The 13,860-nt window shown below is 73.7% G+C and carries 10 protein-coding genes; 7 read left to right on the top strand and 3 right to left on the bottom strand.

The features are described from left to right. Positions 1-393: a hypothetical protein gene (locus POL72_RS05935; protein ID WP_272094039.1), complete on the bottom strand. Its 393-nt coding sequence runs from the start codon at positions 391-393 to the stop codon at positions 1-3. Between the two features lie 863 nt (positions 394-1,256). Between POL72_RS05935 and POL72_RS05930 the strand changes: the two genes are divergently transcribed. From POL72_RS05930 to POL72_RS05920, 3 genes are all read left to right on the top strand, one after another. After that, complete coding sequence (locus POL72_RS05930) at positions 1,257-3,170, top strand: HTH domain-containing protein (RefSeq protein ID WP_272094038.1); 1,914 nt, start codon at positions 1,257-1,259, stop codon at positions 3,168-3,170. Between the two features lie 224 nt (positions 3,171-3,394). Then, on the top strand, positions 3,395-4,282 hold the full coding sequence (locus POL72_RS05925; protein ID WP_272094037.1) for a LolA family protein: 888 nt from the start codon (positions 3,395-3,397) through the stop codon (positions 4,280-4,282). A 160-nt stretch (positions 4,283-4,442) separates the two neighbouring features. Next, positions 4,443-5,912: a serine/threonine-protein kinase gene (locus tag POL72_RS05920; protein ID WP_272094036.1), complete on the top strand. Its 1,470-nt coding sequence runs from the start codon at positions 4,443-4,445 to the stop codon at positions 5,910-5,912. Positions 5,913-5,938: 26 nt separating this feature from the next. Here the strand turns inward: POL72_RS05920 and POL72_RS05915 are convergent, their stop codons facing one another. Together POL72_RS05915 and POL72_RS05910 are read right to left on the bottom strand one after the other, a co-directional pair. After that, complete coding sequence (locus POL72_RS05915; RefSeq protein ID WP_272094035.1) at positions 5,939-6,745, bottom strand: glycerophosphodiester phosphodiesterase; 807 nt, start codon at positions 6,743-6,745, stop codon at positions 5,939-5,941. After that, positions 6,742-7,746: a hypothetical protein gene (locus POL72_RS05910; RefSeq protein ID WP_272094034.1), complete on the bottom strand. Its 1,005-nt coding sequence runs from the start codon at positions 7,744-7,746 to the stop codon at positions 6,742-6,744. The genes POL72_RS05915 and POL72_RS05910 overlap by 4 nt, the downstream gene beginning before the upstream one ends. A 79-nt stretch (positions 7,747-7,825) precedes the next feature. Here POL72_RS05910 and POL72_RS05905 point away from each other — a divergent pair, with 79 nt between their 5' ends. The 4 genes from POL72_RS05905 to trmFO all read left to right on the top strand — a co-directional run bounded on the left by POL72_RS05905 (position 7,826) and on the right by trmFO (position 13,807). Further along, positions 7,826-8,569: a hypothetical protein gene (locus tag POL72_RS05905; protein WP_272094033.1), complete on the top strand. Its 744-nt coding sequence runs from the start codon at positions 7,826-7,828 to the stop codon at positions 8,567-8,569. Between the two features lie 82 nt (positions 8,570-8,651). Then, positions 8,652-9,623 (top strand): DNA-processing protein DprA, encoded by a 972-nt coding sequence (locus POL72_RS05900; RefSeq protein ID WP_272094032.1) that lies wholly within the window; start codon positions 8,652-8,654, stop codon positions 9,621-9,623. A gap of 127 nt (positions 9,624-9,750) precedes the next feature. Beyond that, positions 9,751-12,339: a type I DNA topoisomerase gene (topA, locus tag POL72_RS05895; RefSeq protein ID WP_272094031.1), complete on the top strand. Its 2,589-nt coding sequence runs from the start codon at positions 9,751-9,753 to the stop codon at positions 12,337-12,339. Between the two features lie 34 nt (positions 12,340-12,373). After that, positions 12,374-13,807, top strand: a complete 1,434-nt coding sequence (gene trmFO, locus POL72_RS05890) for a methylenetetrahydrofolate--tRNA-(uracil(54)-C(5))-methyltransferase (FADH(2)-oxidizing) TrmFO (RefSeq protein ID WP_272094030.1) — start codon at positions 12,374-12,376, stop codon at positions 13,805-13,807. Positions 13,808-13,860 lie beyond the last annotated feature (53 nt).

Here is a 13,860-nt window from a genome sequence, read left to right as displayed (position 1 = left end):
TCAGGCGTCACGCCACTTGGTGCGGGCGAGCGGGAGCAGCTTCGGGGCCTTCCCGCCCCGCGCGGGGCGCGCCGGCAGCCGCGCTGGCTCGCCCGGCGCGGCCGCCCGGGGCCGCGCGCCGCGGGCGTGAGCGCCGATGGTCGCGCGCACGATCGGCGGCAGGAACACGGACTCCAGGTCGACGCGCGCGAGCGCGCCCGCGACCGTCGCGATGCGATCCGGCAGCGACGCGTTGGCGTCGACCAGGATGATCCGCCGGCCGAGCACCGTGCAGAGCCCGCCCCGCGGATTGCGCGCGTCCGACAGGTGCGGATCGAACGCTTCCATCCTGACGGCGATGCCGACCTTGTCCGCCGCCAGGGTGAGCTCGTCGAGCAGCCGCGAAAGCTCCACCCACCTAGCGTAGCCCTCCTGTCCGGCAGATGGCAAAGCGCAAAAGCGCTGTTGCCCGCGCCGCGCCGCGCCACCCGTGGCCGGGCGAGCCGCGGCCGTGACGACCGCGTGACGACCGCGGCGCGCCGTCCTGGAGCGCCTTTCCACGCCCGGTTACACGCGGTTACACGCGGTTACACGCGGTTACGCGTGGGTGCGCGCGGTTACGCATGATCACGCATGATCACGCATGATTACGGGTGGTGAACTGCGGTGATGCCCGGTCGGTCCGGCGCGCAGCGGCCAATCGCATCCTCCGTCATCGCATAGCGCTCCTCGGTCGCGCGGTGGTGGCGCGGTCGTGCGGCGACGCGGTGAGTTGAGCGAGAGACTTCGACTCCTGGACTCCAGGATATATCGACGCACTCCACGCCTCGACAGAGCAACGCATCAACTCATCTTCTTCCTTTGCCTTCTCCCGTGCTCCGGACTGGCCGACATCCACTCACGAGCCATATCGATGCTCATCCAGGAGCCCACGCGCCGTGGCCGCGCGTTCATTCAGGCTGCCGTCGCCGGCCGCCGCGCGCTCCCCTCGGCGCGGCGCGCGGTCGATCCGGGCCTCGCGCCGCCCGCCCCCCGGTTCCGCGCCCTAGAGGTCGGTCAGCGGCTTCTCCTGAGCCGGATCGCGCGGCCCGTTGACCGCCGTTTCCGAGCATGCTACGAGCACGCCGTTCCGCGCGTCGTGGCCGAGTGGGAGCGAATGTGCGTTTCCCGGCTGCGGTGGGGTATCCCGCGCGCTTCGTCAGCCACTTTGGACGGGGCGGCCGCGATGGGGACGACGAGGGCGCCCGCCGGGCGGCGCGCCCGAAGGGCGAACAAAGATGACGTTCACGGATGCAGCCGCCGAGGTGCTTCGCCTCATCGGTAGACCGCTTCACTATAAAGAGATCACCGATATCGCGATCGAGAAGAACCTCCTTAGCCACGTTGGAAAGAGCCCAGAGGTGACGATGGGCGCCCGCCTGGCGGCGACGTTGAAGAAGGACACGGCGGACAACCCCCTGGTGCGCGTGAAGCCGGGCGTGTTCGCGCTGCGCGAGTGGGACGAGAAGACCATCAAGTCCGGGCTCGACGGCAAGAAGGCGAAGCGCGGCGGCAAGCCCGAGGCGGCCAAGGCGCGCAAGGACGAGGAGCAGCCGACCCTGTTCGATGCGGGCGCCGACGACGCGGCGGAAGAGAGCGAACTTGGCGCTCCCGCGGAGCTCGAGGCGGAGAGCGGAGCGGTCGAGGTCGAGGGCGGAGCCGCAAGCGAGGCGGCGCAGGCCGCGCCTGCGATCGACGATGAGGACGAGGACGACGAGGACGTCGTGGCCGGCGCGACGAGCGCGGCCGGGCTGAACGGCGTGGACATCGCGGCAGCGCGCGAGCCCGTGCCGTCGCCGACGCCGTCGTCCCCGCGCGCCGCGAGCGCCTACGTCGACGAGGAAGAGGGCGAGCTCGACGACGCGGAGCCGCCGGGCCCGGACGAGGCGATGCGGGCCGAGGCCGTGGCCGGCGCCGCGGAGCTCTTCGACGAAGAGGACGACGACGATCAGCCGATCCTCGGCGGCGAGGACCGCGCGGCGCCCGGCTCGTCGGGCGAGCAGGGCGAGGGCCGCCGCCGCCGCCGCCGGCGCCGCCGCGGCCGCGGGACCGCGGAGGCCAACCCGAGCACCGGCGGGCTGCCTTCCTACGTCGCGACGCCGGTGTTCGAGGCGCGGCGCGAGAACGGCCGCGAGCCGCCGCGCTCCGACCGGACCGAGCGCTTCGATCGCCCCGAGCGAGGCGAGCGCACCGATCGGGCCGAGCGCACCGACCGGACCGAGCGCACCGATCGGGTCGAGCGCACCGATCGGGCCGAGCGCATCGACCGAGCGGACCGCCCCGACAGCTTCGGCGCCGAGCCCGTCTACCGCGGCCCGCAGGTCATCGAGCTCACCGGCGGCGAAGGGCACGCGCTCGACGACCTGGCCGGCCGTGATCTCGCCGATGCGGTCGCCGGCATCCTCTCGACCTTCGATCGAAACGCGGGCGCGGTCTCGCTCCGGCAGATCGCGGAGACGGCGCAGCGCCGCGGCCGCCTCGCCGGCGACGTGCAGCTCGTGCAGTCCCAGGTCGCGGCCGCCGTGCGCGCCGACAACGCGCGCCGCACCGCCGCCGGGCAGCGGCCTCGCTTCCGCTTCGCCGGCGGCAGGATCGCGCTGACGGACTGGCTGCTGCCGGGCGACCTCGCGCGGCTGGAGCAGGAGGCGCTCGCCGCGGTGGAGCGTTACCGCGATGCCGCGCGGCGCGCCTTCGTGCGCAAGCTCTCCGAGCTCCCGGGCCATGCCTTCGTCGAGATCTGTGTCCTCGCCCTCGAGCGCATCGGCATCGGCCAGCTGCGCGCGGTGCGCCGCGCCGGGGCGCCGGGCGGCGAGAGCCACTTCTCCGGCGCGCTCCGCACGGCGGGTGACGAGATCAAGCTCGCGCTGGTCATCCGGCGGGACGGCCGCGAGGTCGGCCGCGAGCGGGTCACCGAGCTGCGCGGCTCGCTCCACCACTACGGCCCCGCCACCGCCGGCTGGATCCTGACCGCCGGTCAGATGCTCTCCGGTGCGCGCGAGGAGGCCGCGATCGTGGGGACCGCGCCCATCTCCCTCTTCGACGGGCTCGCGGTGGCTCGCCTCTGCGAGGACAACGACGTCGCCGTGCTCCGCGCCCGCCTCCCGGTCGCGATCCCCGACGTCGATCTGCTCGAGGCGCTCCGGGCGTCCTGATCCTGCTCGCGCGCGTCCGGCCGGGGGCTCGCTCCGGGCCGGACGCGCGGCCCTTCCGTCGTCGTCTCCTGGGCCCTCGGCCCCCCGTCGACACCCCTCCTCCCCGGCCACGCCCCTCGCGCCGCTCCGGCGGTGGATGGGCTCGGCGCCGCTTCCGCGGTTGACGGGCTCGGCGCCGCTTCCGCGGTTGACGGGCTCGGCGATCCTTGCCAGCGTCCGCGCCCATGCGCCATCGCGCGATCGTGTGGGCCGCGCCCCTCGCCGTGCTCGTGACCGGCTGTGCCTCCGTGGATCCGCCCGCGTCCCGGTTCCCGAGCGCCGACGCGGCGCTCGACCGGATGAAGGCCTCCTATGCCTGCGTGAACGGCGTCCAGGGCACCGCCAAGGTCGACCATTTCTCGCGCCAGGGGCGGCTCCGCGGGGACATGTACATCCTCGCGGTCAATCCGGATCGGGTGCGCTTCGACGTGGTGAGCCCGTTCGGCGCGACGCTCTTCACGCTCACGTCGAATGGCACCCAGTTCCAGATGCTGGATGTCCGGGAGAAGCAGTTCCTGCATGGGCCCGCGAGCACGTGCAACCTGGCGCGGCTCACCCAGGTGCCCATCCCCGGGCACGCCCTCGTCTCGCTGCTCCGCGGCGAGGCGCCGGTGCTCGCTCACGAGCCGCACGGCGCCTCGATCGCCTGGGACGGCGACGGGTTCTACCGTGTGCTGATCCAGGGCTCCCGCGACGCGGTGGAGGAGATCCACCTCGAGCCGCACCCCCGCGACTTTCTCGCGCCGTGGAGCCAGCAGCGCCTGCGCGTCCGCGAGGTCCGGGTCGCGCAGCGCGGGACAGACCTCTATCAGGTGGAGCTGAGCCATCACGAGGCCATCCGCACCGCGCCGCCGCGCGTCGATCCGGAGGGGATCGACGATCCTATCCCGCCGAGCGGCGGCGCCTGCCTGGCCGAGATCCCCCGATCGATCCGCATGCGGGTGCCCAACACCGAGGACGACGTGATCTTTCAGTACAAGGAGGCGAAGTGGAATCCGCCCATCATCTCGGGGGCGTTCACGCAGCCGGTCCCGGGCGGCGTCGTCCGCCGTCATGTCGACTGCCAGGACTAAGGTGCTCTGAGCAGGCGCGCTCAGGCGGCTCCTGAAAGGACAAAGGCCATCTGGGGTGGCGCCGCTGGCGTACGGCAGCGCTCGCCTGATGGCGTGGACGCCGCTCGCCCGAACGTCTAGACAGACGCCATCTACCTCGCCGTGGCGGGAGGAGTCGGCGATGGACGTCGAGCCGGGAACGATCGTCGGCGATAAATACCGCCTGGAGGGGCCGCTCTCGCGGGGCGGGATGGGCTCGGTGTGGCTGGCCCGGCACCTCCAGCTGGGGGCGCCGGCGGCGATCAAGTTCATGGATCCGGAGCACGCGGCCTCGCCGGAGTTCCGCGCGCGCTTCTACCGCGAGGCGCGGACCGCGGCGAACCTCGACAGCCCGCACGTGGTGAGCGTGCAGGACTACGGGATCTGGGGGACCGTCCCGTACCTCGTCATGGAGCTGCTCCGGGGCGAGGATCTCAGCCGTCGCCTCAGGCGGGTCCGCCGCGTCTCCCTCGCCGAGGCGGCGCGCATCGCGATCCAGACCGGCAAGGCGCTGCGCCGCGCGCACGAGTCCGGTCTCGTCCACCGCGATCTCAAGCCCGGCAACCTGTTCCTCTCGCGCGTCGACGAGGACGAGGAGATCGTCAAGGTCCTCGACTTCGGCATCGCCAAGCAGCTCACCGGCAAGCTCCTCACCGACGAGACGACGAGGACCGGCGAGCTCCTGGGCTCGCCGTTCTACATGAGCCCGGAGCAGGCGCGCGGCGACAGGAACCTCGACGCGCGCAGCGACCTGTGGTCGCTCGGGGTCATCCTCTTCCGCGCGGTCACGGGCAAGCTCCCGTTCGAGGGCGACGTGCTCGGCGCGGTGCTGTCGCGGATCCTCGTCGAGCCGATCCCGCTCGCGACGCACCTCGCGCCCGACGTGCCGGCCGATCTCGACGGCTTCTTCGTTCGCGCGCTCTCGCGCGACAGGGCCCAGCGGTTCCAGTCGGCGCAGGAGATGGTGCACGCCTTCGTCGCCGCAGCGGGCGATCCGAGCATCCCGCTGCCCGTGCCCTCGGCGCCGCAGCCGGCGCCCGTGACGTCGCGCACGGGGACGCTGCTCGGGCTGTCACCGGGCGGCACCGGCGAGCTGGAGGCCCCAGGGGAGCTCGCCCCCCTCTCCCGGTCCGGGGACCAGGGCCCGCGGCAGGACGCGCTCGTCCCGCTGGCCGAGCCGTCCCAGCACGGCACGCTGACGGCGGCATCGGCCGGTGAGGTGCGCGCGGATCGCAGGCCTCACGCGAGCGCGACGCTCCGCTGGCTCGTGGCGTGCGGCGCGCTGTCCGCGATCAGCGGGACGGTCGCGGTGACGGCGCTGCGGCCCGTCGGCGAGGAGGACGCCGCGCCCTACCACGTGATCGCGCCGATCGAGCCCGAGAGCGTGAGCGCAGCTGCGCCTGCGCCGGCTCTGGAGGTGGTCCGCGCATCGACCGCGGTGGTGGTGCGCCTGCCCGCGGCCGAGGTCGCGCCAGCCGCGGACGCCGCGCTGCCCGCGGCCACGGCGGAGCCGGCTGCGTCCGCCGAGCGAAAGGCCCCGCGGGCTCCGTCGGCCCCGCGCCGGAGCCCGCGCCGGTCGCGCGAGATCATCGACCCCTGGCAGCGAAGGTAGCGCCCGGCCGCGCCGGACGACGCTGGCTACTCGAGCGCGTCGCGGATGCGGCGTGGCGTGTCGGTGATGAGCCCGTCGACGCCGAGCGCCGCGAGGTCCTGCGCTTCCCGCGGGTCGTTCACGGTCCACACGTTGATCACGCGGCCCTGCCGCTTCAGGAGCGCGATGCGCTCGGGCGACGCGATCGTCCGCTCGATGTGCGCGGCGAGCGCCCCGAGCGCCGGCGCGAGGCGCACGGCCGCGTCGTGGTAGCGGCTCCGGTGCACGAGGAGCGCGCGCGGGACGGCCGGCACCAGGGCGCCGAAGGAGGCGATCATGACCGGATCGAACGAGGAGACGAGCAAGGCGTGGCGGGGATCCCAGGCGCGCACGAGCCGCGCGGTCGCGAGCACGACGGCGGTGCGATCGGGCACGTCCCGCTTCATCTCGATGTTCACGGCGAGCCGAAGGCCGCGCGCGAACGCGAGCACCTCGGACAGGAGCGGCACCCGCTCGCCGCGGAGGTCGACCCGCCGGAGCTCGTCCCAGGGGAGCGCCGCCGCGGCGCGCGGGTCCGCGCCCTCGGTCACCCGCGCGAGGTCCGGGTCGTGCAGCGCCACGAGCTCGCCCGAGCGGCACACCCGCACGTCGAGCTCGATCCCGTCGGCCCCCTGCGCCGCGGCTTCCTCGAAGGCGGCGAGGGTGTTCTCCGCGGGGGCGCCCTCGCCGCGCACGCCCCGGTGCCCGAAGAGGAGCGGCGCACGCGTGGCCGCCGCCCCGGCCTGCGCGCGTGATGACGCTGCCCGCCCCGTCTCGCGCGCGCTCCTGCGGAAGCGCTGCTCGGCCCAGGTCACCGCTCGGGCTCCTTGTCGAGCTCCTCGGCGACGGCGCGGGCCGCCTCGCGCGCGCGCTCGAGCGCGGAGAGCGGGAAGGACGCCGCGCCGACCGCCGGGTGCCCGCCCCCGTCGTAGCGGCGGCAGATCGGGGCGATGTCGCGATCGCGGGGGACGCCGCACCAGGGGTTATAGCCGACCGAGAGCTTGTAGTGCTGCTTCTGCCGGGAGAGCGTGACCGAGTACACGCAGTCCGGGTACATCGCGTACGTCATGAACTTGCCGACCGCCTCGAGCGGCGCGTCGGAGAGATCGACGAGCACCACGCGGCCGAGCTTCCGCGCGCCGCGCTCGATGCGCGTGACGAACGTCTGCCGCGAGACGGAGAGGGGACGCCAGAGCTCCTGGATGTCCGCCTCGCGCGCCACCTCGCTCACGGGCCGCTCGACGAGCCGGGGCACCACGGCGGCGAGGAACGGCCCGTCCCCGTGGTGCTCCACCACGGAGGCGAGCTGCATGATCGGCTCCTCCCGGCTCACGGCGGCCTCGGCCGAGGGGAAGCGCGCGGTGTCGATGAGGTCGGCCCACCGGATGAGCTCATCGGCGCCGGACATCTCGACGCCGAAGTGATCGCGGGCGACGTCCGCGATGAGCTTCGTGCACGAGCCGTAGGCGGCGTCGTAGAAGACCTGGGGCGCGTCGCCCGCGACCTTCGAGCGCGACGCGCCGGCGAGCGCCGCGTCGCGCTCCTCGTCCGAGCCGAACCCGGTGACGTGGTGGTCGAAGTACCACGTCAGCTTCTTCGTCGGCGTGTAGCGGAAGTCGAGGATCGCGTTCTCGTCGCCGTCGAGCCACGAAGGCGGGATCATCGTCATGCCCGGACCGTACCCGCAGGAGCGGTACCGCAGCGCGAGCGGCTCGCCAGGGCGGAGCGCCTGCATCAGGCGGGTGAACAGCGCCGCGCTCGCCATGCCGTCGAAGCAGTGACCATGCGTCGCGACGACGATGTCCCTGGGTTTCATCGGGCGAGTGGGTAGCACGACCCACGGCCGGCCGCTCGCAGACCGAGCGCGGCGCGGCGGTTCTGGTAGGCTCCGCGCGGTGCGGCGCGCCCTCGCTCTCATCGAACTGCATCCGTTCGGGCCGGCGCGCCGCCTGCTCGCTGCGTCGCTCGCGCTCGCCGTGTCGGCTTGCGGCGGAGGCCGCACCGAGGTCTTGCACCCTAGCCCGCCGCCTCCGCCGGCCTCCTCGCCCGCGCCCGACGCGCAGCGGAACCCGCCGCCTCCGCGCGATGCGCCCGAGCCGGACCCGGAGGCGTCGCGCCTGTTCCTGAGCCGCGCGGCGCAGCAGCGGCCCGCGGCGAGCGCGCCGGTGCCGCGCGTGACGGCGCTCGCGCTCGCCAACACCGCGCGCGGGGAGGCGGGGGGCATGGCGCCCCTCGGCGACGTCGTGTCGCTCGCGATCGCGGAAGGGGAGAGCGGCGCGATCCCCGCGCGCATCCCGGCGGGGGAGTGCGCGGTGTTCATCGCGCAGGGCGGGCTCGGCGTGATCGAGGTCGATCTCTTCGTCACGAAGGGCGCGCCGCCCGCGCTCGAGATCGTCGCCCAGGACGCGGACCGCGGCCCGGTCGCGGTGATCGGCGGCCGGGGAGCGTGCCTCTCCGCGCCCGCCGCCGCGCCGCTCGTCGTCGAGCTCCACGCGCAGGTGCGGCGCGGCGCGGGCGTCGTGCTCGTCCAGGGCTTCCGGGGCGCGCGTCCAGCCGCGCCGCCCGGCGCCGCGCCGTCCGGCGCGACCCCGCCCAACACGGCGCCGCCGAGCGCGCCGCCCCGCGTGCCGCCCCGGTAGCGCGGCGATCTCGCCGGGAGCGGGCGGCCGCGCGCTCTTCATTTCGCGCAACTCGCCCCGGGCGTCGGTCGACACGCCGCGTATGGCGTCGATCGAGATCCAGCCCGCAGATCCATCCTACCCCGCGCAGCTCTGGGCCCTCGTGACGGAGACCGAGGCCGCGCCGCCGACGCTCTACCTGCGCGGCGCGCTCCCGGCGTGCCCGGGCGTCGCGATCGTCGGGACGCGCGCCGCGAGCGACGAGGCGCTCCGGTTCACCCGCGCGCTCGCCGCGGCGCTCGGCGAGGCGGGCTTCTCGATCTGGTCGGGCGGCGCGCGCGGCGTCGACGCGGCCGCGCACGAGGGCGCGCTCGACGCGCGCGCGCCGACGGTCGTCGTCAGCGGCGGCGGCCACGCGCGCCCGTACCCGCGGGAGCACGCGGCGCTGTTCGAGCGCGTCCTCGCCGCGGGCGGCGCGCTGCTCGCGCGCGTCCCCGACGACACGCCGCCGCTGCCGGCGCTGTTCCTCCAGCGCAACGCGGTCCTCGCTGCGCTCACGCTCGCGACCGTCGTCGTCGAGGCGGGCGTCGAGAGCGGCGCCCGCTCCGCCGCCGCGGCGGCCCGCCGCCTCGGCCGCCACCTCTGCGTCGTCCCCCACGCCCCGTGGAGCCCGCGCGGCGTGGGCTGCGCGCTGGAGCTCGTCTCCGGCGCGCGCCCCGTCACGCGCGCGGCCGACGTCATCGACGTCCTCGGCGGGCAGGCGCCGCCTCCCCGCCGGCGAGCGCGGCGCTCGGCGCGCAGCAGGTCGCCCGGCGGCGGCACGCTGCCGCTCCCGGAGGCCGCCTTCGGGGCGCCGGCGAGCGCTTTGTCCGGGGAAAGCGGGCCATTTCCGTCGATGAGCGCGGCCGAACGCGCGGTCCTCGACGCCCTGGACGCCCGGCCGGCGCACGTGGATGAGGTCTGCGAGAGGACGGGGCTTCCGCCCAGACGCGCCGTGGAGGCACTCTTGACGTTGACGCTCCAGGCCGTAGTAGTAGAGGGGCCCGCCGGGTTGTTTCGGCGGGCTCTTCGTTGAAGGGGCGCGCCGGCTCACCCTGCCCAGTGCGGTTTCGGGTGGCCGCCTCCTCGCGGGGGGGCCTCCCTCGCACCGAAGGGCGCCCCTCAATCCTCACAAGCCCGATCTCGTTGCTCAGAAGGTGGTGATGGCCAAGACGCTCGTCATCGTGGAGTCGCCGGCGAAGGCGAAGACCATCAAGAAATATCTCGGCAACGGGTACGAGGTGTTCGCCTCGAAGGGGCACGTCAAGGACCTGCCCAAGAAGCAGAACGCCGTCGACGTGCAGAACGATTTTGCCGAGACCTACGAGGTCATCGAGGGCAAGGAGAAGGTCCTGGAGGAGCTGAAGTCCGCCGCGAAGAGGGCGGACGAGGTGCTCCTGGCGACCGACCCCGATCGCGAAGGGGAGGCGATCGCGTTCCACATCTCGGAGGAGATCAAGAACCCGAAGCTGAAGGTGGCGCGGGTCGAGTTCCACGAGATCACGAAGAAGGGGGTCGACCACGGCGTCCACAACCCCCGCAAGCTCGACGAGAACCTGTACGACGCGCAGCGGGCGCGGCGCGTGCTCGACCGCATCGTCGGCTACGACGTCTCGGCGCTCGTCTGGTCGAAGCTCGCGTTCGGCCTGTCGGCGGGGCGGGTGCAGTCGGTCGCGCTGCGGCTCATCGTGGACCGCGAGCGCGAGGTCGAGGCGTTCGTCCCGGAGGAGTACTGGAACATCGCGGTCGGCCTCGGCGCGGCGAGCCCGCCGCAGCGCGCCCCGTTCGTCGCGAAGCTCGCCTCCGCCGACGGCAAGAAGCTCGAGGTGACGAACGGCGAGGTCGCCGGGAAGGTGCGCGCCGATCTCGAGACCGCCCGCTACCGGGTGGCGAAGGTCGTGCGGCGCGAGCAGAAGCGCAACCCGCCCGCCCCGTACACCACCTCGAAGCTCCAGCAGGACGCGACGAACTACCTGCACTTCGGCGCCAAGCGGACGATGCAGATCGCGCAGGCGCTCTACGAGGGCATCGACCTCAAGCGCGACGGCGGCCCGGTCGGCCTCATCACGTACATGCGTACCGACTCGACGCGCGTCAGCGACGACGCGATCGCCGAGGTGCGCGGCGTGGTCGCGAAGCGGTACGGCAAGGAGTTCGTCCCCGAGCGCCCGAACGTCTACAAGTCGAAGAAGAACGCGCAGGACGCGCACGAGGCGATCCGGCCGACGAGCGTCGAGATCCACCCGGACTCGATCAAGAAGCACCTCAAGGACGAGCAGTACAAGCTGTACAAGCTCATCTGGAACCGCTTCGTCGCCTCGCAGATGACCCCGGCGGTGTACGACCGCACGACGGTCGAGATCGACGTCGCGCCGACGGTCGCGGCGCCCGCGTACCGGAGCTACCTCGCCCGGGCCACCGGGCGGATCCTCAAGTTCGCCGGCTGGCTGCAGGTGACCGAGGGCCAGCAGGAGTTCGCCGGCGAGGAGGAGAGCGCAGGCGCAGCCCCGGACGGCGGCGCCGCCGCGCCGGCGCCCGAGGCGACCGCCGTCGAGGCGGAGCGCGCGGCGCCGGGGCCCTCGGCCGAGGAGGACTCGGAGGCGCTCCTGCCCGACATGAAGGAGGGCGAGGCGCTCTCCGTGTCGCCCCCGGGGGTCATCACCGACCAGAAGTTCACGCAGCCGCCGCCCCGCTACAACGAGGGCTCGCTCGTGCGCGAGCTGGAGAAGCGCGGCATCGGCCGCCCGTCGACGTACGCCGAGATCATCAGCAAGGTGCAGCAGCGCGCGTACGTCGAGAAGCGGGACGGCGGCGCGTTCCAGCCGACGCTCCTCGGGAAGTTCGTGGTCGACGGCCTCGTCCGGTCGAACCTCGACATCATGGATCCGAACTTCACGGCGCAGATGGAGGAGGAGCTCGACGCCGTCGGCGCCGGCAGCCTGAAGCGCGAGCAGCTGCTCAAGACCTTCTACAAGAAGTTCAGGGAGCAGCTCGACAAGTCGAAGAAGCTCGCGCCGTGGAAGCCCGAGGCAGAGAAGACCGACATCGTCTGCGACGAGTGCGGGTCGATGATGCTCAAGAAGTGGGGCAAGAACGGCTGGTTCTTGAGCTGCGAGCGCTACCCGAAGTGCAAGGCGACGCGCGACCTGTCCGACGCGCGGGGGACCGCCGCCGTCCGCGAGACCGACATCTCGTGCGACAAGTGCGGGAAGCCGATGATCATCAAGACGGGCCGCTTCGGCGACTTCCTGTCGTGCACCGGGTACCCGGCCTGCAAGAACACGCGCCCGGTGCCGCTCGGCGTCGCGTGCCCGAGCTGCGGCGGCGATCTCATCGAGATCCGGCCGCGCAAGAAGGGCGGGCGCACCTTCTACGGCTGCTCCAACTGGAACGCCGAGCAGAAGTGCGAGTTCAAGCTCTGGCAGAAGCCGGTGCCGGTCCCGTGTCCGCAGTGCGGCGCGAAGTTCGTCACCCGCACCGGCGGCAAGAAGGCGATGCTCGTCTGCGCGACGAAGGACTGCGGCTTCAAGCAGGAGATCGTCGAAGGGGAAGGGGAGGACGGGGCCGCGGACGGCGCCGCCCCCCCGGACGCCGCGGCGGTCGTCGCGAGCGCCGCCCCGGCGCCGGCCGCCCGGCCCGCGCCGGCAGAGCCCACGCCGGCCGGCCGGCCCGAGGCGGCGCCGCAGGGCGCTGGCGCGGCCCAGGGAGCCGCCGAAAAGCGGGCCGTGCGCGCCCGCCGCACGGCGAGCTAAGAAGCCCGCGACACCCCCCCACCTGGTGAGCTGTATGAACGGAGCGGAGAGCCAGCACGACGTCGTCGTCGTCGGAGGCGGCCTGGCCGGTTGCGAGACGGCGTACCAGCTCGCGCAGCGCGGGCTGCGCGTGCGCCTCGTCGAGATGAAGCCTCACAAGCGCACGCCTGCGCAGACGAGCGATCGGATGGCCGAGCTCGTGTGCTCGAACTCGCTGCGCGGCGCCGCGCTGAGCAACGCGGTGGGGCTCCTCAAAGAGGAGCTCCGGCGCGTGGGCTCGCTCGCCCTGCGGTGCGCCGACGAGACCTCGGTGCCGGCCGGCGGCGCGCTGGCGGTCGACCGCGAGCGGTTCGCCGAGGCGATGACGCGTGAGATCGAGGCCCACCCACGGATCACCGTCGAGCACCGGGAGGTGACCGAGATCCCCGCCGAGCGGCCCGTGATCCTCGCGACGGGGCCGCTCACCTCCGACGCCCTCGCGGCGAGCCTCGCCGCGGCCGTCGGCGCCGAGCACCTCGCCTACTACGACGCGATCGCGCCGATCGTCAGCGCCGACTCGATCGACTGGTCGCGCGTGTGGAAGCAGTCGCGCTACGGCAAGGGGGGCGCCGTCCGCGGCGACCGGGCCGCGCAGCGGGAGCAAACCGCGCAGCCGGATCGGGCCGCGCAGCCGGAGGACGCGGCCGAGCGCCGCGACGACGCCGAGGCCGGCGACGAGGCGTACGTGAACTGCCCCTTCGACGAGGCGCAGTACAAGGCGTTCGTCCAGGCCCTCGTCGCGTCGGACAAGGTGGAGGCCCGCGCCTTCGAGGAGGTGCGCTACTTCGAGGGGTGCCTGCCCTGCGAGGTGATGGCGGCGCGCGGCGAGCAGACGCTCGCGTTCGGGCCGATGAAGCCGGTGGGGCTCACCGATCCGCGCACCGGCCGGCGCCCCTACGCGGTGCTCCAGCTGCGCCCGGAGGACGAGGCGGCGACGGCGTACAACCTGGTCGGCTTCCAGACGCGCATGAAGTACGCCGAGCAGCTGCGGGTGTTCCGGATGGTGCCCGGCCTCGAGGAGGCCGAGTTCCTCCGCATGGGCTCCGTGCACCGGAACACCTTCGTCGACGCTCCCGCGCTCCTCGGCCCCGCGATGGAGCTCCGCGCGATGCCGGGCGTGCACCTGGCCGGCCAGATCTCGGGCGTCGAGGGCTACGTGGAGAGCGCCGCGGCCGGGTTCGTGTGCGCGATCCTCCTCGCGCAGCAGCTGCGGAACGAGCCGCTCCGGCCGCCGCCGCCCACGACGGCGCTCGGCGGCATCCTCACGCACCTCGGCCGGAAGCAGCCCACGTATCAGCCGTCCAACATCACCTGGGCGCACATCGCGCCGCTCGATCCAGCGCACGGCAAGCTGCGCAAGCGCGCCCGCTACGAGGTGATGGCCGAGCGTGCCCTCCGCGATCTCGACGCGTGGTGGGCCGCGGGCTGACCGCGGCTCGCCGGGCGGCAGGCGGCGCGCCGATCGCGCGCGGGCCGACGGCG

The organism is Sorangium aterium, from assembly GCF_028368935.1.
GTDB lineage: Bacteria > Myxococcota_A > Polyangia > Polyangiales > Polyangiaceae > Sorangium > Sorangium atrum.
Note: the sequence above shows the minus strand (reverse complement) of the source record. Positions and strands in the feature narration are given on the sequence as shown.